Raw genomic sequence first — 20,531 nt, forward strand, 5'->3', positions numbered from 1 at the left:
CGGGTCAGGAGTCCTGGCCCTGCTGGGCCATGAACGCCTCCGGGCCGATCTCGGCGGCGACCGGGTCCATCCAGAGCATGCCGAAGGTGTTGCCGTCCGGATCCTCGAAGTCGCGGGAGTACATGAAGCCGTAGTCCTGCGCCTCGCGCTGCTCGGCCCCTCCCGCGGCGAGGACCTTCTCGAGGAAGGCGTCGACATCGTCCCGGGCGTCGGCGCTCAACGAGATCTGCACCTGGGCCGAGGTGCCGGGGTCGATGATCGTCTTGTCGGTGAAGGTCGCGAAGTAGTCGCGCGTGAGCACCATGAGGTAGATGGTGTCGGAGATGACGACGCAGATCGCATTCTCATCGCTGAAGTTGTCGTTGATCGTCCAGCCGACGCCGGAGTAGAACGCTCGCGCGCGCTCCAGGTCGCTGGTGGGGATGTTGACGAAGACGCTGGTTGGCATGGTGGCCTCCTGACCGATTTGTCGGGGGATGTGCTTTCGTGGTGACGATACTTGCAAAAAGCAAGTGCGCTTGTCAATAGCAAGTGCGTGATCGGATGGCCCCGGCATCCTAAGCTGGGATCATGGAGAGCGGCGGCACGGGCACCGGATCGCCGCGGAGCTACCTCTACGTTCCGGGTGACCAGGCCGAGCGCCTCGAGAAGGCTCCGGGGCGAGGTGCCGACGCCCTGATCCTCGATCTCGAGGATGCCGTGGCACCGCAGAACAAGGCGGCCGCCCGTGAGCTGGTCGGCGGTTGGATCCAGGGGCATCCGGAGTTCGCCGCCTCGGTGTGGGTACGGATCACCGCGGAAGACCCGGCTGCTGACCTCGAGGCGATCACTGCTCCGATCGCCGGTGTCATGGTGCCCCGGGCCGAGACCGCACTCCTCGCCGAAGTCGACGAATTGCTGGCTGCGCGGGAGAGTCGGCTCGGAATCCCGGCCGCCAGTATTGCCGTCATCCCACTCATCGAGACCGCGCGTGGGCTGCTGGATGCCGTCCAGCTGGCGAGCGCTCCCCGCACCGTGCGCCTGGCCATCGGGCGAGCCGATCTGGCCGGCGAGTTGGGACTCGGTATCGACCCGGAGGGGCCGGAGTTCCGGAGCATCCTGCTGCAGTTGGTGATCGCGAGTTCCGCGGCTGGCATCTCGGCACCGGTCGCCCCGACCTCCACCGACTTCCGCGACCTCGACGGGCTGCGGGCGAGCACTGAGCAGTTGCTGCGGCTCGGCTACCGCGGCCGTACGGCCGTGCATCCGGCGCAGCTTTCCGTGATCAACGAGGCGTTCACCCCGGCGGCGGATGAGGTGCAGCGCGCCGAGCGACTGGTCGCCGCCTTCGAGGAGGCCGAGCGCAGCGGGTCGGGAGTCACGACCGACGAGAACGGCCGGATGGTGGATGCCGCCGTCGTGCGCTCGGCGCGCGACGTCCTGGCACGCGCCCGCCCGGCGAGGACGACCGAGTAGGGTCGCGAGGCGCTGTCATTCGCGAGGTCCTCGCGAGACTCAGCGGGCAGCTCCTACGGAGAGCCGCTGGGCCAGTAGGGGCGTGACCCCGAGCTCCGAGAGGTCATTCCAGACGTACTGCTCGTGAATGAGTCCGTCGCGGAGGATGAACAGGTCGATGTAGCGCACTCCGGCGAAGCTCGTCCCCCAAAGGGTCTCGCCCTTGAGAGCCCCTGACGAGATGCAGCTCACGGCTCCGTCACTCGTGCGCTCACCGACGAAGAAGTCGGTGCGATCCTTCTGGACCCATTTGTAGCGGTGCGAGGCGTCCGCGACGACGCTCGGCAGGTCGTCGAAGGTGAGCCCTCCGGGGAAGACCAGCTTCGCTCCCGGTGCCAGGTAGGCGCTCGCCGCCTCGAGATCCTTCTCGCCGAACAGTCTCAGGTAGGTGTCGACGATCTCGACCTCGGGTGCGCGCTCCATAGCGTTCGATCCTTCTCCTCGTGGGCAGTCTGTCGCCAGACTAGCCTTTCGAGAGGGTCGGCACCGACCGCGATACGGCAGGCCTCAGCGTCGAGGTCCGCGGGGGATGTAGGCTCCCTCGGCGGTACCGGTGACCTGGCCGCCGGCGAGCACCTGGTTTCCGCGTACGAAGGTGTCGGTGACCGTGGCATCCAGCGTGAAGCCCTCGAACGGCGTGTACTCCTGCGTCGACTCCGAGTCCTTGGCGTGGATCACCTGGCTGTGGTTCGGGTCGACGAGCACCACGTCGGCGTCGAAGCCGACCGCGAGGTCGCCCTTGTCGTGCAGGCCGTAGCGCTGGGCGGGATTCCAGGACACCAACTGGGCGATGCGCTGGAGGCTGAGGCCGCGTTTGAGCCCCGCGCCGACGAGCCCGGGGAGCAGATATTCTGCGCCGCCGAATCCGGACTTCGCGGCGAACACGTCGTCGCGGTCCTCGTGGCCGAACTTCATCTCGTCCTTGCAGCAGGCGTGGTCGCTGACCACCCAGTCGATGTCGCCGGCGATCAGGTGCCCCCAGAGCGCCTCGACATCCTCGGCCGATCGGAGAGGGGGGTTGACCTTGCCGCCGAGGTTCGCGGCCGTGTGGAAGTCGGCGAGCAGGTGCCCGATGGTGACCTCGCGCCGGAAGTCGATGTGGGGGAACGCCTTCGCCATGGTCATGGCCGCCTCGAGCGCCTTCGCACTCGACAGGTGCAGCAGGTTGATGGTCGGCAGGGCGGTCTCGTGGGCGAGGTAGGAGGCGATCGAGATCGCCAGGCCCTCGGAGTGTGGCGGTCGCGCAGCGCTGTAGGCCTCGAGTCCGGTGAGCTTGCCCTCGTTCTGCACCATCGCGGTGTAGGCCCGCATGATCTCGGCCGTCTCGCAGTGCAGCGAGAGCGAGATCTCGTCGGCGTACTCCGGGAACTGCTCGCGCAGTCGCTGCACGCCCCGCATCACGAACTCGAAGTGGGCGATGTCGTAGGACTCGCCGTCGGGGATCATCAGGAACTCGCGCTGGCTCGACGAGGCCCCGTGCAGGCCGAAGCCGCCGTAGAACATGAAGATCTTGAAGGAGGTGATGCCGAAGTCCTTCGCGATGAGCGGGAGCTCGTCGATGTGCTCCTTCATCATCGGCGCGACGTGGAAGGCGTAGTCGATGTAGGACTTGCCTTCGCAGGCCTCCAGCACCTTGGGCAGGAACTGGGCGTACGGCCCGCCCTGGTTCAGGTAGTACTGGCCCGTGCGCATGTAGGTGATCCCGGTGGTGACGCCGCCCTGGGCTGATGCGCGGGACTCGCTCACAGCATCCTCGGCGAGCGGGTTGTAGATGCCCCAGTGCTGGTGGCCGTCGACCGCACCGGGAAAGGCCAGCTTGCCGCCGCCGTCGACGACGCGGGTTGCGAGGCCGGCGTCGATGCCGGGGGCGATCGCGGCGATCTTGCCTTCCTGAACGGCGATGTCGGCGTCGATGACGTCGGAGCTGTTCGGGCTCACCACCCGGACGTTCCTGATCAGAAGGTCGAATTCAGACATAGGAGTCCTCCTTGGGCTCGTCGGGGGATGCGGTGATCGGGGATGCGGGAGTGGAACCGAGGCGGGCCAGCGGGCTCAGAAGAGTTCCCATGTCGTCCAACTGTTCCATCCGGGCGACATTCTCGCGAATGCTCGAGACCGCGTCACCGTCGAGCACCCGCCCGGCGTTGTCGGTGAACTTCGTGGCGAGCTCGTCGTAGGTCAGCGGCCGTTGCGGGCCGCCGCGGTTGGCGAGGACCTTCTTGACGTGCTCCCGCCCGTCGGTCGTGCGCACGCGCAGGACGGCAGGGAACTGGTGCGGGAATATCGCGTCGCACTCCGGGTCGGCCTCGACGCTCACCTTCGCCATGAGAGCGCGCAGCCCCGGATCGTGGGCCCTCTCGTCGGTGAAGTCGTCGAGCCCGAGTCCGAGGCCGCTTCCGCCGTGAAGTGCGGCGGCGACCACGAAGGGGGCGCTGAACTGGGCCATGTAGCCGGTCTCCGGCATCCGTTTGACCTCGATCGGCTCGCCGATCGTGCGCACGGTCGGTGCCGAGACGCCGACCGTGACCGAGGCGACCTCGTCGGGCGCGAGGCCTTCCGCGCGCAGCTCCAGCGCGGCGTCGATCGCGGCGTGGGTGAAGTGGTTGGCGGGGTAGGGCTTGAAGAAGATTCCCGGAACCGACCATTCGCTTCCCAGGTGGTCGGTGATCGCGCTCGCATCGAAGACGCCATGCAGCCAGGCCTGGAAGAAGCCGAACCGTCCCTCGAGGACGGTGGGCGGCCCGGTGAAGCCGAGTGCGACGAGCTGGGCGGCGGAGACGCCCGCGTGCGCGGCCCATCCGCAGTGCAGGCGTTTGACGGTGCCGCCCGTGCGGTTCGACTCGATGATGCCGGAGGCCATGGAGGCCGCCACGCCGAGCACGTCGACGAGGCGGTCCTCGTCGAGGCCGAGCAGCATCCCGGCCGCCACCGCGGAGCCGAGCGCCCCGCAGATGGAGGTCGCATGCTGACCGTGCTCGAAGAAGGTCGAGTTGCCTGTAACGCTGTCGTAGCCGGCCATGCCCACGCGCACGCAGATCTCGATGCCGACCGCGATGGCGGCGATCGTGGCGCGGCCATCAGCCCCGGCTGCCTGTGCTGCGGCGAGTGCTGCGGGGACCACCGAGGCGCTCGGGTGGAGCACGGAAGGCAGGTGCGTATCGTCATAGTCGAGCGAGTGTGCCAGCACGCCGTTGACGAAGGCGGCCTGCGCGGCGGGAACCCGTCCGTTCACGCCGATCGCCGTCGCGTGCGGCACCCCGCCCTGGGCGCCGACCCAGGCTGCGGCCGCGCGGCTCGTCTCGAGCGGGGTTGCGGCCGCGCAGATGCCGAGGATGTCGAGGACCCTGCCCCGCACACTGTCGATCACCTCGACCGGAAGCCGGTCGTAACTGCTCGCCACGGCGAAGGCGGCGAGGCGCTGGGCGAGGGTGTCAGGCATCCGGAACCACCGCGAGGGGACGTACGGGCGAGCCGGTCGCGCCCTGGAGGTTGAGCGGCACGAGGATGAACGTGAACTCGTGGACGCCGGCGTCGGCGAGCTCCTCGAGATCGAGTGCCTCGATGATGTAGATCCCGTGCTCGACGAGGAGTACGCGGTGAGCGGGGAGCACCGAGTGGCCTGAGCCGGCGGGAAGCCATTCGAACGCGATGGTGTCGGCCCCTGCCGCGATGACCTCGCGGTCGGCGAGCCAGTTTGCGCCGGCCTCGCTGATGCCCGGGACCCCCGTCGACGTTCCGAGGTAGGCCTCGGCGCCGTCGGCGAACCGCCTGCCCCAGCCGGTGCGGATGAGCACGACGTCGCCCGCGTCGATCCGGGCGCCCTGACGCGCCACAGCGGCATCGAGGTCGGCGGTCGTCACCTGGTACGCCGGCTCGCACACTTCGATATCGATGGCCCGTGGAATGTCCAACACCACGCCGCGACGCACGATGGGGGAGATCGTGTGCACGCCGTGCGTCGGGTAGCCGCCGCCGATGCAGGCGTCGCCCGCGTTCGCGCCACCGTGGAGCAGCCCGTCCTGCGATACGTGCGCGAGTGCGTCGATGTGGGTCCCGACATGGGTACCCATGACGAGGAGGTCGTTCGCGGCGGAGCCGCCATCCGGGCGCACCATGTCGCCGTGCCGGCGAGGAAGCGTGTGAGTGTACTTCGGATGATTCGGCGACTGCGGCATCCCGGCGAAGAAAGGCCGGCCGAGGTCGAAGATGCGCACTCCCGCGCTGACCGCATCCAAGAGCGCGTCGGTCATCTGATCACTCCTTCTTCGCGCAGGGCGCGAACAGTATCGGCGGCGTAGCCGAGTTCATCGAGAATGGCGTCGGTATCCGCGCCGAGGGGACGGCCGGTGAAGCGGATGCTGCCGGGCGTCTCGGACATCCGCCACAGGACGTTGTGCATGAGCATCGGACCCAGGTCGGGATCGTCGACCTCCACGAGCATCTTCGTTTCGCGGATGTGCGGGTCATCGACGATGTCCTTGGCGCTGTAGATCGGGGCGACGGCGCCGCCGACCCGCTCGAACTCTGCGACGACCTCACGGCGATCGCGCTGCCCGATCCAGTCGGCGACGTAGCCATCGATGAGGTCGGCGTGGTCGGCGCGCCCTCGCCCGCTGCCGAACCAGGGCTCCTCGAGGAGCTCCGGATGTCCGACGAGGGTCATGATGCGCTCGGCCACGCTCTGCGCGCTGCTGGAGACCGCGACCCAGTGCGCGTCGCGGGTGCGATAGGTGTTGCGCGGGGCGTTGTTCGTCGAGCGGTTGCCGTGCCTCTCCTCGATGATGCCGGTCTGCTGGTAGACCGTCGGGCTGGGACCGACCGCGGTCATGATCGGCTCGAGGATGCTCAGATCGATCACCTGCCCAGGGCCGCCGTTCACCTCCCGGTGACGCAGCGCCATCATGACCGCGGAGGATGCCGCGATGCCGCAGATGCTGTCGGCGAGGCCGAAGGCCGGCAACGTGGGCGGTCCGTCGCTGGAGCCCGTGAGGTGGGCGAATCCGCTCATCGCCTCGGCGAGAGTGCCGAAGCCCGGCCGCGCGGAGTATGGGCCGGTCTGGCCGAAGCCGGTGAGGCGGACCAGGATGAGCTTCGGGTTCACCCGGTGGAGTTCGTCGGGGCCGATGCCCCACCTCTCAAGGGTGCCGGGGCGGAAGTTCTCTACGACCACGTCGGAGGTGGCCGCGAGTCGCAGGAAGACCTCGGCGCCCTCCTGAGTGCCGAGGTTCAGGCCCACCGTCCGCTTGTTGCGGCTGACTTCCTTCCACCACAGCGAGACGCCATCCTTCTGGCCGCCGTGGCCTCGCATGCTGTCGCCATGAATCGGGTGTTCGATCTTGATGACATCGGCGCCGAAATCGCCGAGGATCTGACAGCACAGCGGGCCGGCGAGGATGGTGGAGGCGTCGATGACCTTCAGGCCGTGCAACGGCATTGCTGACAACGAGGCTCCCGTGAGTTCCGGTTAGAGAAACGTCTCTGGGGCTTGACTCTAGCCTAGGTTCTCGAGGGAATCCAGCTAGATTATGGCGATACGTAGAGAAACGTGCGTCATGGCAGAGTTCAGAAGAAGGGCTGTGCGATATCTGTTTCTCTTAGCGAAACACCTTGCGGGAAGAGGCGCCCAGCGAGAAAGGTGCCATGGTCCTAGCGAGTAGCGTGCATTCCTTTGGATATCTCTCGTGCGGTCGACACCACGAAGGGAATGAAGCGGCTCACTGCCTCGTCGTTGAAGCGTGAGAGCGGCCCACATACGCTGATCGAGCCGATGACGTCGTCGCGCATGCCGAAGACGGGCGAGGCGATAGAGCCGGCACCGGCCTGCCGTTCGCCGACGGAACGCGCATACCCGAGCTTGCGTACCTGATCGAGCTGGTGCCGAAGCTCATCGGCGTCGGTGAGCGTGTGTGAAGTGAGGGGATCCAAGCCGCGCTGGATGATGTGTTCGATCTGCGAAGCCGGAAGGTGGGCGAGGATCGCACGCGACGAGGAGCCGGCATGCAATGGGTACATCCTGCCGAGCTCGACAGTCATTTTGATCTCGTTCGGACTCTCGTACTGATCGACGTAGGCGCGGGAATCCGCCGTGAGCAGAGACAGAGTCGTCGTCTCTCCCGTCGTATCCCGGAGTCGGAGGAGTGGCTCGCGTCCGACGGTTCTGACGTCGAGCTGTCGAAGGGCCCTGGCCCCGAGGACGGTCGCACTCGGTCCGAGTGAGTAATCGCGACTTTTCGCCGAGTACTGGAGAAGGCCCCGTGAGACGAGCGATTGCAGGATTCGGTGCACCACAGCCTTCGACAGATCGAGATCCCGTGCGAGTGCGCTCACACCGATCGAGGAGTTGGTTCTGGCGAAGGCCAGAAGTACGTCGGCGACTCGTTCTGCCGATTCGGTGCCGGCTCCCGCGGCTTTTACGGTCATCGCTGCTCGGTCCTGTTCAGGTGGAGAGGGATGCGGTGCCCGAGCGACCCAGGACACGCATTTCAGCTGGTTCAAAGCTACTCAGCTTACCGGCCGACTCTAGACGGAAGTCGGGTCGACGCGGGCGGGTTCGATGCCGCATTCGGTTCCCAGGGATGACCAGCGTGCTGATCCAGCGAAAGAAGCGTTGTTGTGTTTCGCTTAGAGAAACATTCGTCACCATGATGGAATAGTAATCGAAGTCGCAGGGATTGCCTGAAAATTACGCTGAAATCGCTGATACGTCGGTCGAGTCTATTGACAGAATCGACGAGATATGCGACTCTCGTGCTCGATGACTATGAACTTGCGGTACGCTTAGCGGAACACTTGGCAAGTTGTGATTGTTATCGAGTGCGCTGTTCATCACCACGGGAGCAAAGAGGCAAGTCTATGGGAGCTATCACCGTCGACGCGGTGAGCAAAGTCTTCACCAGCCGCACTGAGAAGCAGGTCATGGCGTTGCGGGAGATCTCGCTCGAAGTCAAGGAGGGCGAGTTTGTCGTGTTGCTCGGTCCCTCGGGCTGCGGCAAGACGACGCTTCTTCGGATCATGGGGCAGCTGGAGGCCGCCACGGTGGGAACAGTCACGATCAAGTCCTCCAAAGGGGGTGGCGACAGCACCATCGGCTTCGTCTTCCAGGAACCGACGCTCATGCCATGGCGGACCTCCGAAGACAATGTGGGCCTGCCGCTTGAACTCACCGGAGTGCACAAAAAGGACCGATTGCGACGTGTGGGAGAGATGCTCGAGCTCGTCCAATTGGCTCACGCGCGGCGAAAGACTCCTGCGCAACTCTCCGGTGGAATGCGCCAACGTGTGTCGATCGCGCGTGCGCTCGTTCACGATCCCGATGTGCTGCTCATGGATGAACCGTTCGGAGCGCTCGACGCCCAGACTCGCGACATGATGAATATCGAGCTTCAGCGCATCTGGATGCAGAACCCGAAGACAGTGGTGTTCGTGACGCACTCCGTAGCGGAAGCTGTCTTCCTGGGGGACCGCATCGTCATGCTCGGCATCAACCCCGGTCATGTCCATTCGATTACGGAGGTGAACCTTCCGCGACCGAGAACGATGGAGATGGCCGAGTCTCAAGAGTTCCGTGAGTTGGTCGCCGAGCTTCGGGAGCAGATCGGCGACGTCCAGCGGTCCGACTACATTCCCATCTCGGTGTGACGGAAAGAACGGCATCCATGATCACCAACGAAAACCCCGACACCGCGGCCATCCTCACCGAGCAGGGACCGAAGAATCTGAGCGCAACCGACGCAGAGATCCTGGCCCGGGCACCGATCCCCGGGCTTCGCCAACGGATTCTCAAGAGCCGGTGGTTGACGATCGTCTCCACGCCCCTGCTGATCATCATCTTCCTTGTCGCCTGGAAGCTGTATACCGAGTGGAGCGGTGTCACTCGCTTCGTGCTGCCCGCTCCGGAAGCCGTCGGGGCAGCCTTCCTTGATCAGATCACAGATCCTCATACCTGGACGCAGCACATATGGACCACCTTCTACGAAGTCGTGGCCGGGCTTTTCTGGGCGATCATCGTCGGGGTCGGTCTAGGCTTCGCGATCGGGAAATCGCCCGTCTTCGAACGGGTCTCGCGCCCCTTCGTCGTTGCCACGCAGGTCGTCCCGAAAGTGGCCCTCGTACCGCTCTTCCTGCTGTGGCTGGGTTTCGGCGCCGAGTCGAAGATTCTCATCGCAGCACTATTGGCCTTCTTCCCGCTGCTCATCAACACCGCGCTCGGTGTGCGCTCTGTGCCACGGTCCATGCACGATCTCATGACCTCGCTCAAGGCGAACCGGCTTCAGCGGTTCTGGAAGGTGGAAGTCCCGCACACGATGGCGTACATCCTCGCGGGGCTTGAGGTAGCGGTCGTTCAGGCAACGGTCGGTGCGATCGTCGGTGAATACCTCGGCGGCGACAAAGGCCTCGGCAGGTGGGCCGTTGACCTTCAGAATGCTTTGCAGATCGACAAGCTGTATGGCTCGATCCTGATCATGACGCTCTTCGGCTTCGTCCTCTACAGCGTCGTTGCCGGATCTCGCCGTCTTCTGATCCCATGGCATGAATCCGTACAGAAGAGATGAAAGCACGTGATCGATAGTCCCACCCCCATCACTAGAGAAACCAGGAGAGAACCATGAAGTTCGGCACCAGCAATCAGACATCGTTGTCGCGTCGCGCCTTCCTCGGTGGCACCCTCATCGCAACCGGCACCGGTGCGGCATTCATTCTTGCGGGCTGCGCAGCACCGGCACCGGAGAATCCGGGTACCGGTAAGCCGAAGACGCTGAGCGGCACCTACATGACGGCATTCGGCATCAGCCTCAGCTTCGTCGAGGTACTCGTTGCGAAGGAGCGGGGCTTCTTCGACGAGCAGGGCCTGAATCTCGATATCAAGGGTGGCACCGGCACGGCGTCGGCTATCCAGGGTGTGCTCAGCAATGCCGTCGATCTCTCTCGCACGGCAGGCGTCAACGCCATCATCGCCTGCGCCAACGAGGGCGCGCCGCTCCTCTCTATTGCGACGGTTCGTCAGCGCTCGCAGTTCGATCTCGTGTCGCTCGCGGACAAGCCGGTCAAGAGCCCGGCCGAGTTGGCTGGTAAGACTGTCGGCGTCGTCTCCGCGGGCGGGTCCACCGAAAACCTTCTGGACATGATGCTCGTGGGCGCAGGCGTCGATCGTGCCAGCGTGAGCCGTCCGATCACGGGAGTCGGAACGGCTGCGTACGAACTCGCTCGCAAGGGCGAGGTCGACGCCTGGATCTCGGTGGACACCGACCGGCAACTCATCAATGACGAGCTCGGAGCGGTCTACTACTTCAACTCGGACGACTACGCCAAGGTTCCCTCGGACACCTACAACCTGTCGTCGAAGCTCCTCGATTCGGGCTCCGACATGCCGACTCGCTTCCTGGCAGGCGTCTTGCAGGCAATGGAGTTCGCGAGCGACCCGGGCAACTATGAGCAGGTCGTCAAGGATCTTCAGGTGTACACACCGGATGCCGACACTGAGCAGTCGCTTGCTGCGATGCCACTGCTCGTCGAGGGGTGGACCGCCGGTGGTAAGAATGAATTCCTCGCGCTCGACGATGACGCCTGGTTGAGTGGTCAGGATCTGATGCAGAAGACCGGCCTGATCAACCAGACGGTCGGCATCGACAAGCTGATCACGCACGAGTACCTCGACGACGCGCGCAAGCTCGTCTAGAAACTCAGAGATGAGGAGGCAGGTCGCTCGTGACTCAGGTTGTCTATTCCCCCATTGAAGGCAGTGTTCTTCGTGAGCTTCCGCTCACTACGGCCGCGGAAGTGGAAGTGGGAATCAGCGCGGCCCGCGCTGCGCAGGTGGAGTGGGCGCGACGGCATCCGAGTGAGCGCGGGCGGCTGATCGCGAGCGTGGCCGGGATCATCGAGAGCCGCGTCGAGGAGATAGCCGAACTTGAGAGCAGGAACACCGGCAAGCTGCTCTCGGATACCCGACGAGAAGTACTTCGCGCGGCCGGCTCCTTCCGTTACTACGGAGGATGGGCGGACAAGGTTGTCGGTGAGATGATTCCCATGGACGGGGATCATCTCATCTACACCTCGCCCGAGCCCTACGGAGTAGCAGCGGGAATCATCCCGTGGAACGTTCCGTTCTTCTTCGCGGCCAAGAAGATCGCACCCGCGTTGGCATTCGGCAACGCTTGTGTTCTCAAACCTGCGGAGGACACACCACTCACTGCTTTGCTTCTGAAGGATATGCTCCGCTCGGCGGGTATCCCCGAGGATCTCGTTCAGGTCTTCATCGGCGGGCGCGAAGTGGGCGAGGCCGTTGTCGCTTCCCCGAACGTCGATCTCATCGTTTTCACGGGGAGCGACGCCACTGGCAGGGCGATCGCCAGAAGTGCCGCCGAACGGCTGGTGCCGGTCGCCATGGAACTCGGCGGCAAGTCGCCTCAGGTGGTGTTCCAGGATGCGGATCTGGAGAAGGCAGCCGATGCGATAACCCTGGGGGTATTCGCCTCCTGCGGGCAGATGTGCATTGCCGGCTCCCGGCTCGTTGTTCATCGCTCCGTCCACCGCGCCCTCGTCGACCTGCTTGCGGAACGTGTTCGGGGCCTTACCGTTGGGGATCCATTCGAATCGGGAACGGATGTCGGTCCCCAGATCACGTCGCTTCAACGGGACAAGACGCTGGCCTTCATCGAAGAGACCTCGAAGGTCGGGAAGGTCGTCGCCCAGGCATCGATGCCGGGCAATCCCGCGTTGAGCGGAGGCTTCTACGTTCCGCCGACGATCTTCGACGATTTACCGCCCGATGCAAGAGTGCTGAGGGACGAGGTGTTCGGACCGGTTCTGGCGGTCACGACGTTCGACGACGACGAGGAGGCGGTTGAGTTGGCTAACCGCACCGACTTCGGGCTCGCGGCCGGGATATGGACCTCGGACATCGGACGCGCTCACCGTATGGCGGCCGCGGTCCGCGCGGGCACTGTGTGGATCAATACGTATCGGGTTCTCTCCGAGCTGGTCCCCTTCGGCGGTATCGGCCTGTCTGGTTACGGCCGAGAGAATGGCACCGAGGCGGCCAGGTTGTACACGCGGCCCAAGTCGGTCTGGACTTCTCTCGCACCCGGCGCGCCCGCGGGGTTCACGATGGGCCAGTAATGACCGAACCCATGACATCCCCGCTTACCGGCTCGGGGACAGTCAATCGTTGGCGGATTCATTCGGTGCTCCTGGTCACGGTCGCCTTGACCCTGACCGGCATCAGCATCGTGAACGTCGCTTTGCCGTCGATCCGACAGAGTCTCGGGGCCACCGAGTCGGATCTTCAGTGGGTCCTTGCCGGTTATGCTCTGAGCTTCGGGGTCACCTTGATCCCGGCGGGCCGGCTTGGCGACCTCGTGGGTCGTCCACGGCTCTATCTCATCGGAGTCCTCGTCTTCGCCACGGCCTCCATCGTCGCGGGGCTCGCGGGCGATGTTCTTCTGCTCAACCTCGCCCGAGTGCTTCAAGGCATCGGTTCCGGACTTCTCAGCCCGCAAATACTCGGGATGATCCAGCAGTACTTTCAGGGTGCGGAGCGTGCACGCGCGCTCGGAGCGTACGGCACCGTGGTCGCGGTGTCGATGGGAATGGCGCCATTGCTCGGTGGCCTCATCATCGACTCCGTGGGCGGTGAGGAGGGGTGGAGATGGACGTTCTTCGTCAACGTGCCGGTGAGCGCGACAGCGCTCGTTCTCGCACTCCTCTGGTTCCCTCGTCCCGTCGTATTCCAGCGCAACGTGGAGCGCGGGTCGAGACTCGATTTGGACCTGGTGGGGTCGCTTCTGTTGGGGCTGTCGATCTTCCTGGTGCTGTTTCCCTTCGCCACACCGATCGGGGGCTACGTCTGGGGGTTGCTCCCGGTGGGGGTGGCCGTCCTCGCGGCGTGGGTCCTCTGGGAGCGTCGGTACAAACGTCTCGGCCGGATGCCGATGGTGGATCTGGGCATTCTCTCGGATGCCGGATTCAGTTCCGGGGTGGCTCTCGCCACGGTCTACTTCTTGGGGATCACCGCCGTTTGGGTGATCGTGGCGGTCTATCTTCAGCTCGGAATCGGTTTCAGTGCCTTCCAGGCCGGATTGATCGGGTTGCCCAGCGCTCTGCTCGGGGCTATCTCAGCGCGCTGGGCGGGTAGACACGTCTACTCGATCGGGCGCCGTATCGTTTCCGCGGGAATCGTCGTCGCTCTCGTCGGCCTGGTACTCACTATCGTCGTGCTCCATCTGAGCGCCGGGGGCTGGGTGAGCCCATGGTGGCTTCTGCTCACGCTGGCTCCCATAGGCGCGGCGCAGGGCTCGGTCATCAGCCCCAACCAGACCATTACGCTCACTTCGGTGCCTCTCCACTACGCCGGATCCTCAGGCGGCGTTCTGCAGACCGGCCAGCGAGTGGGGTCGGCCATCGGCGTCGCCGTGATCACGGCGATCCTCTTTTCGGTGCAGCCGGTTGCGGGATGGGAGACGGCGGCGACCGCTGCGTTCGGAGGCATCATCCTGGCCTTATGTCTCGCGCTCGCGATCTCGTTGCGTGATCAACATCGGCGTCGAGTCACGGGGGGTGATTGACGGTGTCAGGCCGGTCCCATATGACTGCCAGCGTTGACCAGGATGTTCTGGCCCGTGATGTAGCGGCTCGCGTCGCTGAGGAGGAAGCTCACGACCTCGGCGATATCGCGGGGGCGGATGGGTTCCTTGATGCACTGCGTGTCGATGACGCGCTTGCGGTACTCGTCGCCGTGCTGGGCGACCGTGATGTCCGTGGTGACCATGCCCGGCGAAACCGTGTTGACTCGGACCAGGTGATCACCGAGTTCCCGGGCGAGGCCACGGGTTATCCCGATGATGGCAGATTTGGACGAGACGTATTGCAGGAACTCGGACGCCCCGTAGCTGACGACGTTCGAGGCGATGTTGACGATGGCCCCGGCACGTTGCGCGACGAGGCGGGGTGCGACTGCTCGCGTGCAGAGAAGCACCGAGGTGGCGTTGACGGCGAGGGCGCGCTCCCACTCTCCAAGGTCCAGCTCCATGAACGGCCGGCGCTGGAGTGTCGTGAACAGTGCGGCGCAGTTGACGAGACCGTCGATTCGTCCGGTCGTCGAGACGATCTCGTTCACACCTTCCTCGATGGAGGACTGAACGGTCACATCGCCCCGCAGACGGAGGGCCCGGCCTCCCTCGGCCTCGATCAGGTCCACGGTTCTCCCGGTGTCCTGGATGTCAAGCGCGGCGACGACGACCCCTCGTGCGGCGAGTTGGCGAGCGATGACCTGACCGAGGCCCTGGGCCGCGCCGGTGACCAGTATGGATTTGCCCCTCATGTCGTCGACGGGTCGGTGGTCGTGAAGGTCGTCGGGTTCAGTGCTCATAGAAGCGACTCCGTTCGTTCGTGGCAGTCCGGTAGGTCCCGCTATTCTAACACAAGCAATATTCAGGTTTATAAAGAATCCGGAGAGAAACAGGCAAGGAGCGCATGATGAGACTCGATGAGAAGACCGCTGTGATCGTGGTCGATATGCAGAACGACTTCTGCTCTTCGGAAGGCGCGCTGGCCGGGCTCGGTGCGGACGTTTCGAGGAACCAGGAGGTCGCGGCCCGACTTCCTTTCTTCCTCCAGCGTGCGCGGGAGAAGGGGGCGCTAGTCATCTGGATACTGCAGAATGCGCGAGCAGAGTTCGTCTCGGAGGCGCGACGAGAGCGGGCCTCGGCCATGGGGCGAGGCGTCACTGCGATCGCAGCAGCAGGCACGTGGGGAGCGGAACTCTACGACGGGCTCGTCCCACAACCCGGGGATGTCGCCCTCGAGAAGAGCAAGTACAGCGCGTTCGTCGGAACGCCGCTTCGAAACCTCCTGCAGGCGAGGGCGCGCACGAAACTCGTCGTCTGCGGCACGGCTGCCAACGTCTGCGTCGACTCGACGGTGCGCGATGCCTATATGGCTGACTTCACGGTCGCTCTCCCCCGCGATCTGGTCGGCAGCACACGCGCCGCGCTCGGGGAGTCGGCGATCGAGAATCTCGGGATCTACTTCTGCGAGGTGGTCGAGTCCGAAGAGATTGTCGCCGCCGAGAGCGATGTGGTGTTGTGACGATCCTGGCCGCGGTCCAGGCCTCGTCGGTGTGGCTGGATCGGGAAGCAACGATCGACAAGGCCTGCGGCCTGATCGCCGAGGCAGGGAAGGCGGGTGCCTCGCTCGTCGCCTTCCCGGAGAACTTCGTGCCGGGGCATCCGTCCTGGTTCCACTACCTGCCGGGCGGGCATCGTGACAGCATCAGCCGGGCTCTGCGCCTCATCGATCAGTCGGTGACGATCCCCGGGCCGTCCACGGATCGGCTCGCCGAGGCGGCCCGGATGGCCGGCACGACCGTCGTGATCGGGCTGACCGAGCGGGCCCCCGGTGCGAGCGGCACCCTGTACAACACGCAGCTCTGCATCGGACCCGATGGCGCTCTGATCGGCAAGCACCAGAAGCTCGTGGCAACCATGACGGAGCGGATGGTGCATTCGCCCGGAGGCGCGGAGACGCAGCGTACTTTCGAGACGCCCCTCGGTGTCGTGAGTTCCTTGATCTGCGGGGAGAACTCGAACCCGTTGGCGCTCGGCATGATCGCTGCGCAGCATCCGCTTGTGCATGTCGCCAGCTGGCCGGCTCACGTGTCGCCGAGTTCGCTGGGAGGAGTCCGGGAGATCAGCGGTATCGCCTCGAGAGGCGTCGCCCATATGCTCGGCTGTTTCGTCGTGAGCGCCAGCGGTGTGAACGATGCCGGCATGATCGCCGACATCGCGATAACGGACGAGGATCGGGCCTTTCTCGCCGATCCGGAGAAGAACGGCGGCGCGTGCATCGTGAACCCCTCGGGGGTGATCATCGCCGGCCCCCTCGAAGGGAACACCGAGGGCATCGTGACCGCCGACGTCGACTTCGACGCCTGCCTGCGCTCGCGGCTCATCAACGACATGGGGGGACACTACAACCGATCGGACGTCTATCAGTTGAGGGTCGACAATCGGGCAGCTCCGCTCGTCACCCTGATCCGGGACGAGCCGGCGCAAGCCGAGCGTGATCAGGAGAACGGAGAGGATGCCGAATGATGAAGCGCCATGCTCTCGGGGTGATCGTCCCCCCGGCCAACCCCACGGTCGAACCCGAGCTGAGGAGGCTCCTTCCACGCTCGGTCGACGGCTATGTCGCCCGGCTCCCGGTCCTGGAGGGAGACCTCAAGGCTCGTCTCAGCGGATACGTCCCCGACTTGCCTCCGACGGCGAGGACTCTGAACGGTCTCGGCCTCGAGGCGGTGCTCGCTGCCTGTACCGGCAGCTCGTACCCTCTCGGCGAGAAGGGCGATGGCGAGTTGGCGGTCCGGTTCGGGGCGGAGCTGGGGGGAGTGCCGGCCTTCACCTCGGCGGGTGCGCTCGTGAAGGTCCTGAGGAAACTCGAGGCCCGCGAGGTCATTCTGGTGAGCCCCTATCCGGATTGGCTCACGAACGCCTCCGCGGGCTTCTGGAGAGGCGCCGGATTCGTGGTGGCGAAGACAGTACTGATCCCGGGCACCGGGAAGATCTACGATCTCGAGAACAGCGCCGTACTGCCAGTCCTCGATGAGGCGATGTCGGAGGCCGCCGACACACCGGACGCGGTTGTTCTCGTCGCGGGAACCGGAGCACCGAGCCTGGATGCGCTCGAGGCGAGAATGCCCGAGGCTCCCCGACCGGTGGTGTCGTCGAACCTCGCCTCGGCGTGGGTGAGTCTCATGGCACTGGATGGTTCGGGTGACCTGGTACAGCAGAGCGAGAGCCCCGCTCTCGTCTCGCTGCACGAACGGATCATGAGCAGACGCAGCAACGATCGAAAGGGCTGAGCAGGGTGAGTACAACTGTCGACGCACGAGTCGCCATCGTCGGAGGGGGTCCGGTGGGGATGGTTGCCGCGCTGGGGCTGCACCAGCGCGGGGTCCCGGTGATCGTCCTCGAGTCGGAGCCGGATCGCATCCGTTCGGAGTGGCGAGGTTCGACTCTCCACCCACCGACGCTGGAGATCTTCGACGAGCTCGGCATCGCGGAGCCGATTCTCGCGACGGGAGTGCGGCTGGAGAAGATGGTCTACCGCGACCTCGAGCTCAGTGGAGAGGCCGCCTTCCGCTATGACGTGATCTCCGACCTCACGCGATTCCCCTTCCGGCTCCAGTACGAGCAGTACAAAGTCATTCGTCATCTCAAGGATGCTCTTGTCGCCGAGGGGGTTCCCGTCCTCTACGAGCATGCGATGACGTCTTTCGCCGAGGATGAAGGTGCCGTGTCGATCACCGTCGACGATGGCGCGACCGAGAAGGTGATACGGGCCGAGTGGATGGTGGCGGCCGACGGCGCTCACAGCATCGCCCGGAAGGCGCTCGGCCTCGATTTCCCCGGGTTCACCTATCCGACCCAGAGCCTCGTCGTGGCGACCCCGCTCGACTTGGGGGCTTACGTCGATGACCTCCCTCCGGTGAGCTATTGGAGCGGGCCGCGAGGGCGCGTCTCCGTCATCCGCACGCCGGACATCTGGCGCCTGGCGATCACCACCGATCTGGGGGTCGACGAGGAGTACGAGTACACCGGCGACAATCCGCACCCGTCCTTCATCGACGGGATGAGGCTTCTTCTACACGGGGCTGTCGACCCTTTCTCCATAGAACTGAAACAGCATCAGTTCTATCGCAGCCATCAGCGTCTCGCCGATAGGTTCCGCGTCGGGAGGGTCCTCTTCGCCGGCGACGCGGTGCATCTGGCCAGTACCACTGGCGGCATGGGGCTGAACTCCGGTGTCCACGATGCGCATCAGCTCGCGCTCGCATTCGAGCAGGAGGACCTTGAATCCGCACTGAACGCATACGCCACAGGCCGTCGCCTGGTCTCGGAGATGCTCGTGCAACCGATGACGACGGACAACCGGGCAGGAACGGATCTCCTCGACCCCCGGTACCGTCAGGCTCGCCTCGAGGAGTTGCGTTCGCAGGCCGGCGACCTCGTGTTGGAGAAGGAGCACATCTATCGTGCGGCGATGCTGGGTGCAGCCGGGCTCGAGTTCTCCACGTGACACCGGCGGCCCGAGGCGATGCCGCATCCGATGAGAGGGACCCGGGAGACGACGGTCCCCCTCGAGACGCCGCCGAATTGGAGGGATGGCTGGCCGAGGCGCACCTGCCCTCCCTTCTCGCCGCCCTGGCATACCGGACCGGCGAGCTCGGCGTGCTCGAAGGCAGGTTCGGTCCGAAGACGGGGTTCAAGGCCCTGCGCACCGAACCGCCGGGAGGCGTCGACCCTGAGGTCAGGGCCGATGCCGTCGCAGCGGCGTCGGATCTCATCCGCAGGCTAGGAGAATTACCGGAACCAGTGCATTCCGATGAGCGGCTTCGCGCGATCATGGAGTTCCTGACCGGTCTGCTCGAGGCCGACTATCTGCCCTTGCTCAAGCATGAGCTGGCCCTGCCCGAGGATGCCGGGCATCCGGGTTGGACGTTGTCGGAGCTCGCCCCGGGGCGGAAATTCACCGCGGTCGTCATCGGAGCGGGGATGTCGGGGCTGGCCGCCGCCCATCGACTTCGGCAGGCGGGGGTTCCGGTCACGGTCTTCGAGCGCCGACCGGATCTCGGCGGAGTGTGGCACGACAACGACTATCCGGGAGCCCGGCTCGACACGAGCAACTTCAATTACAGCTACTCCTTCTCGCAGCACGGCGAATGGGAGGACCAGTTCTCCCCGCGCGATGCCGTGCTGGACTATCTGCGGGGCCTTGCCGAGGACTTCGGGTTGCGGGAAGCCATCCGATTCGATGAGACCGTTACTGAGGGGCGCTATGACGAGAAATCGGGTCTGTGGTCTCTCGTCGTCATGAACTCGGCGACGGGTGCGAGGACGGTCGTCGACGCGAACGTCCTCATCTCGGCGGTGGGCCAGTTGAACGAGCCGTACTACCCTGAGATCCCGGGATTGGGGAGCTTTTCCGGCCCTGTCTGGCACACCGCGCGCTGGCGGCACGATGTTCCGATCGACGGCCTGCGGCTCGGGGTGATCGGCACCGGTGCGAGCGCCTTCCAGGTGATCCCGCCGCTCGCGAAGGCGGCGGCGCATCTGAGCGTGTTCCAGAGGACTCCCGCATGGGTCCTCCCGACTCCCGGGTACAACCTGCCATTGGATCCGGGATTCAGGCATCTGTTGTCAACGACCCCTTACTATTACCGGTTCTATCGCTTTACCCAGTTCTGGCGCAATGTCGAGGGCCTTCGGGAGTTCGCAGTCGTCGATCCAGCCTGGGAGCATCCGGTATCGGTCTCTGAGGCGAACGAGGCGGTGCGGGCGGTCCTGGAGGAGAGCCTGCGGACGGCCTTCGCCGATCGCCCGGACCTGGTCGAGAAGCTGCTGCCGGCTTATCCGCCGTATGCGAAACGTTCGGTGCGGGACGATGGAACGTGGGCCGAAGCCCTGCAGCGCGACAATGTCGACGTCATCACCGATTCGATCGAGCGCGTCACTCCCGATGGCATCGTCGTCGCCGGCGAGACGATTGCTCTCGATGCGATCGTCCTCGGCACCGGGTTTCGGGCCTCGGAGTTCCTCGCCTCCCTCTCCCTGACCGGGCTGGACGGACAGACACTCGAGGAGTATTGGGGCGGGGACGCCCGCGCCAAGTACGGGAGCACGATTCCCGGGTTCCCTAACCTCTTCTGCCTCTACGGACCCAACACCAACGTCAATACGAACGGCAGCGTTGTGCTCTTCGTCGAATTGGCACTCGAGTACGCGATGTCCTGCGTGGGCGAGTTGCTGCGTCGTGACGCGAAGGCGATGGTGCTGCGCGAGGAGGTATTCGAGGAGTTCTACGAGCGGCTCGACGAGGCGGCAAAGGGGTTGGCGGTCGGGCACTCCACGGTGAACAGCTGGTACCGGAATCGCTTCGGGAGGGTCTCCCAGAACTGGCCGCTGTCGACCATGGAGTTCTGGCGCGGCACGAGAGGGCCAGGGAACGATTACGACTACCTGTGACCCGTGGACGCGGTCCTA

General features: G+C 65.0%; 19 protein-coding genes. 11 read left to right on the forward strand and 8 right to left on the reverse strand.

Annotated features, from left to right (window positions below; all coding sequences use genetic code 11):
• Positions 1–4: 4 nt before the first annotated feature.
• A complete protein-coding gene (locus tag ABD678_RS06590) occupies positions 5–448 on the reverse strand; it encodes a VOC family protein (protein ID WP_344754952.1) in 444 nt (147 codons plus the stop codon).
• Between the two features lie 122 nt (positions 449–570).
• Here ABD678_RS06590 and ABD678_RS06595 point away from each other — a divergent pair, with 122 nt between their 5' ends.
• A complete protein-coding gene (locus tag ABD678_RS06595; RefSeq protein ID WP_344754954.1) occupies positions 571–1,455 on the forward strand; it encodes an HpcH/HpaI aldolase/citrate lyase family protein in 885 nt (294 codons plus the stop codon).
• 39 nt (positions 1,456–1,494) lie between these two features.
• Here ABD678_RS06595 and ABD678_RS06600 read toward each other — a convergent pair whose 3' ends face one another.
• From ABD678_RS06600 to ABD678_RS13800, 6 genes are all read right to left on the reverse strand, one after another.
• Complete coding sequence (locus ABD678_RS06600) at positions 1,495–1,917, reverse strand: nuclear transport factor 2-like protein (protein ID WP_344754956.1); 423 nt, start codon at positions 1,915–1,917, stop codon at positions 1,495–1,497.
• Between the two features lie 84 nt (positions 1,918–2,001).
• On the reverse strand, positions 2,002–3,471 hold the full coding sequence (locus tag ABD678_RS06605) for a dihydroorotase (RefSeq protein ID WP_344754958.1): 1,470 nt from the start codon (positions 3,469–3,471) through the stop codon (positions 2,002–2,004).
• Positions 3,464–4,933, reverse strand: coding sequence for an MmgE/PrpD family protein (locus tag ABD678_RS06610; RefSeq protein ID WP_344754960.1), 1,470 nt, complete (start codon positions 4,931–4,933; stop codon positions 3,464–3,466). The genes ABD678_RS06605 and ABD678_RS06610 overlap by 8 nt, the downstream gene beginning before the upstream one ends.
• The gene (locus tag ABD678_RS06615; RefSeq protein ID WP_344754962.1) at positions 4,926–5,744 is read right to left on the reverse strand and encodes a cyclase family protein; all 819 of its coding nucleotides are present in this window, start codon (positions 5,742–5,744) and stop codon (positions 4,926–4,928) included. Before ABD678_RS06615 ends, ABD678_RS06610 begins: the two co-directional genes overlap by 8 nt.
• Complete coding sequence (locus tag ABD678_RS06620) at positions 5,741–6,928, reverse strand: CaiB/BaiF CoA transferase family protein (RefSeq protein ID WP_344757108.1); 1,188 nt, start codon at positions 6,926–6,928, stop codon at positions 5,741–5,743. Before ABD678_RS06620 ends, ABD678_RS06615 begins: the two co-directional genes overlap by 4 nt.
• A gap of 212 nt (positions 6,929–7,140) precedes the next feature.
• Positions 7,141–7,914 (reverse strand): IclR family transcriptional regulator, encoded by a 774-nt coding sequence (locus ABD678_RS13800; RefSeq protein WP_425561954.1) that lies wholly within the window; start codon positions 7,912–7,914, stop codon positions 7,141–7,143.
• 432 nt (positions 7,915–8,346) lie between these two features.
• Between ABD678_RS13800 and ABD678_RS06630 the strand changes: the two genes are divergently transcribed.
• The 5 genes from ABD678_RS06630 to ABD678_RS06650 all read left to right on the forward strand — a co-directional run bounded on the left by ABD678_RS06630 (position 8,347) and on the right by ABD678_RS06650 (position 14,057).
• Positions 8,347–9,132 carry an ABC transporter ATP-binding protein gene (locus ABD678_RS06630; protein ID WP_344754966.1) on the forward strand — a complete coding sequence of 262 codons (786 nt, stop codon included), beginning with the start codon at positions 8,347–8,349 and terminating at the stop codon, positions 9,130–9,132.
• A 17-nt stretch (positions 9,133–9,149) separates the two neighbouring features.
• Positions 9,150–10,046 (forward strand): ABC transporter permease, encoded by an 897-nt coding sequence (locus ABD678_RS06635; RefSeq protein WP_344754968.1) that lies wholly within the window; start codon positions 9,150–9,152, stop codon positions 10,044–10,046.
• A gap of 53 nt (positions 10,047–10,099) precedes the next feature.
• Complete coding sequence (locus ABD678_RS06640; protein WP_344754970.1) at positions 10,100–11,170, forward strand: ABC transporter substrate-binding protein; 1,071 nt, start codon at positions 10,100–10,102, stop codon at positions 11,168–11,170.
• 29 nt (positions 11,171–11,199) lie between these two features.
• Entirely contained in the window at positions 11,200–12,612 is a 1,413-nt protein-coding gene (locus ABD678_RS06645) for an aldehyde dehydrogenase family protein (RefSeq protein WP_344754972.1), read from the forward strand.
• Positions 12,613–12,677: 65 nt separating this feature from the next.
• Positions 12,678–14,057 (forward strand): MFS transporter, encoded by a 1,380-nt coding sequence (locus tag ABD678_RS06650; protein WP_344754974.1) that lies wholly within the window; start codon positions 12,678–12,680, stop codon positions 14,055–14,057.
• A 5-nt stretch (positions 14,058–14,062) separates the two neighbouring features.
• Here ABD678_RS06650 and ABD678_RS06655 read toward each other — a convergent pair whose 3' ends face one another.
• On the reverse strand, positions 14,063–14,860 hold the full coding sequence (locus tag ABD678_RS06655; protein WP_344754976.1) for an SDR family NAD(P)-dependent oxidoreductase: 798 nt from the start codon (positions 14,858–14,860) through the stop codon (positions 14,063–14,065).
• Between the two features lie 107 nt (positions 14,861–14,967).
• On the opposite strand from ABD678_RS06655, the gene ABD678_RS06660 reads away from it, so the two are divergent.
• The 5 genes from ABD678_RS06660 to ABD678_RS06680 are packed head-to-tail and all read left to right on the forward strand — an operon-like array spanning position 14,968 to position 20,513.
• Positions 14,968–15,579: a cysteine hydrolase family protein gene (locus tag ABD678_RS06660; protein WP_344754978.1), complete on the forward strand. Its 612-nt coding sequence runs from the start codon at positions 14,968–14,970 to the stop codon at positions 15,577–15,579.
• Positions 15,576–16,583, forward strand: coding sequence for a carbon-nitrogen hydrolase family protein (locus ABD678_RS06665; protein ID WP_344754980.1), 1,008 nt, complete (start codon positions 15,576–15,578; stop codon positions 16,581–16,583). The genes ABD678_RS06660 and ABD678_RS06665 overlap by 4 nt, the downstream gene beginning before the upstream one ends.
• Positions 16,580–17,350, forward strand: a complete 771-nt coding sequence (locus ABD678_RS06670; RefSeq protein ID WP_344754982.1) for a maleate cis-trans isomerase family protein — start codon at positions 16,580–16,582, stop codon at positions 17,348–17,350. The genes ABD678_RS06665 and ABD678_RS06670 overlap by 4 nt, the downstream gene beginning before the upstream one ends.
• A 5-nt stretch (positions 17,351–17,355) precedes the next feature.
• Positions 17,356–18,567, forward strand: coding sequence for an FAD-dependent oxidoreductase (locus ABD678_RS06675; RefSeq protein ID WP_344754984.1), 1,212 nt, complete (start codon positions 17,356–17,358; stop codon positions 18,565–18,567).
• Positions 18,564–20,513, forward strand: coding sequence for a flavin-containing monooxygenase (locus ABD678_RS06680; RefSeq protein ID WP_344754986.1), 1,950 nt, complete (start codon positions 18,564–18,566; stop codon positions 20,511–20,513). Before ABD678_RS06675 ends, ABD678_RS06680 begins: the two co-directional genes overlap by 4 nt.
• The last annotated feature ends 18 nt before the right edge of the window (positions 20,514–20,531 follow it).

Source organism: Leifsonella bigeumensis (assembly GCF_039537265.1).
GTDB lineage: Bacteria > Actinomycetota > Actinomycetes > Actinomycetales > Microbacteriaceae > Terrimesophilobacter > Terrimesophilobacter bigeumensis.

Coding starts and splice junctions, on each gene's coding strand:
- ABD678_RS06590 (WP_344754952.1), bottom strand. CDS start 448: ATGCCAACCAGCGTCTTCGTCAACATCCCCACCAGCGACCTGGAGCGC.
- ABD678_RS06595 (WP_344754954.1), top strand. CDS start 571: ATGGAGAGCGGCGGCACGGGCACCGGATCGCCGCGGAGCTACCTCTAC.
- ABD678_RS06600 (WP_344754956.1), bottom strand. CDS start 1,917: ATGGAGCGCGCACCCGAGGTCGAGATCGTCGACACCTACCTGAGACTG.
- ABD678_RS06605 (WP_344754958.1), bottom strand. CDS start 3,471: ATGTCTGAATTCGACCTTCTGATCAGGAACGTCCGGGTGGTGAGCCCG.
- ABD678_RS06610 (WP_344754960.1), bottom strand. CDS start 4,933: ATGCCTGACACCCTCGCCCAGCGCCTCGCCGCCTTCGCCGTGGCGAGC.
- ABD678_RS06615 (WP_344754962.1), bottom strand. CDS start 5,744: ATGACCGACGCGCTCTTGGATGCGGTCAGCGCGGGAGTGCGCATCTTC.
- ABD678_RS06620 (WP_344757108.1), bottom strand. CDS start 6,928: ATGCCGTTGCACGGCCTGAAGGTCATCGACGCCTCCACCATCCTCGCC.
- ABD678_RS13800 (WP_425561954.1), bottom strand. CDS start 7,914: ATGACCGTAAAAGCCGCGGGAGCCGGCACCGAATCGGCAGAACGAGTC.
- ABD678_RS06630 (WP_344754966.1), top strand. CDS start 8,347: ATGGGAGCTATCACCGTCGACGCGGTGAGCAAAGTCTTCACCAGCCGC.
- ABD678_RS06635 (WP_344754968.1), top strand. CDS start 9,150: ATGATCACCAACGAAAACCCCGACACCGCGGCCATCCTCACCGAGCAG.
- ABD678_RS06640 (WP_344754970.1), top strand. CDS start 10,100: ATGAAGTTCGGCACCAGCAATCAGACATCGTTGTCGCGTCGCGCCTTC.
- ABD678_RS06655 (WP_344754976.1), bottom strand. CDS start 14,860: ATGAGCACTGAACCCGACGACCTTCACGACCACCGACCCGTCGACGAC.
- ABD678_RS06660 (WP_344754978.1), top strand. CDS start 14,968: ATGAGACTCGATGAGAAGACCGCTGTGATCGTGGTCGATATGCAGAAC.
- ABD678_RS06670 (WP_344754982.1), top strand. CDS start 16,580: ATGATGAAGCGCCATGCTCTCGGGGTGATCGTCCCCCCGGCCAACCCC.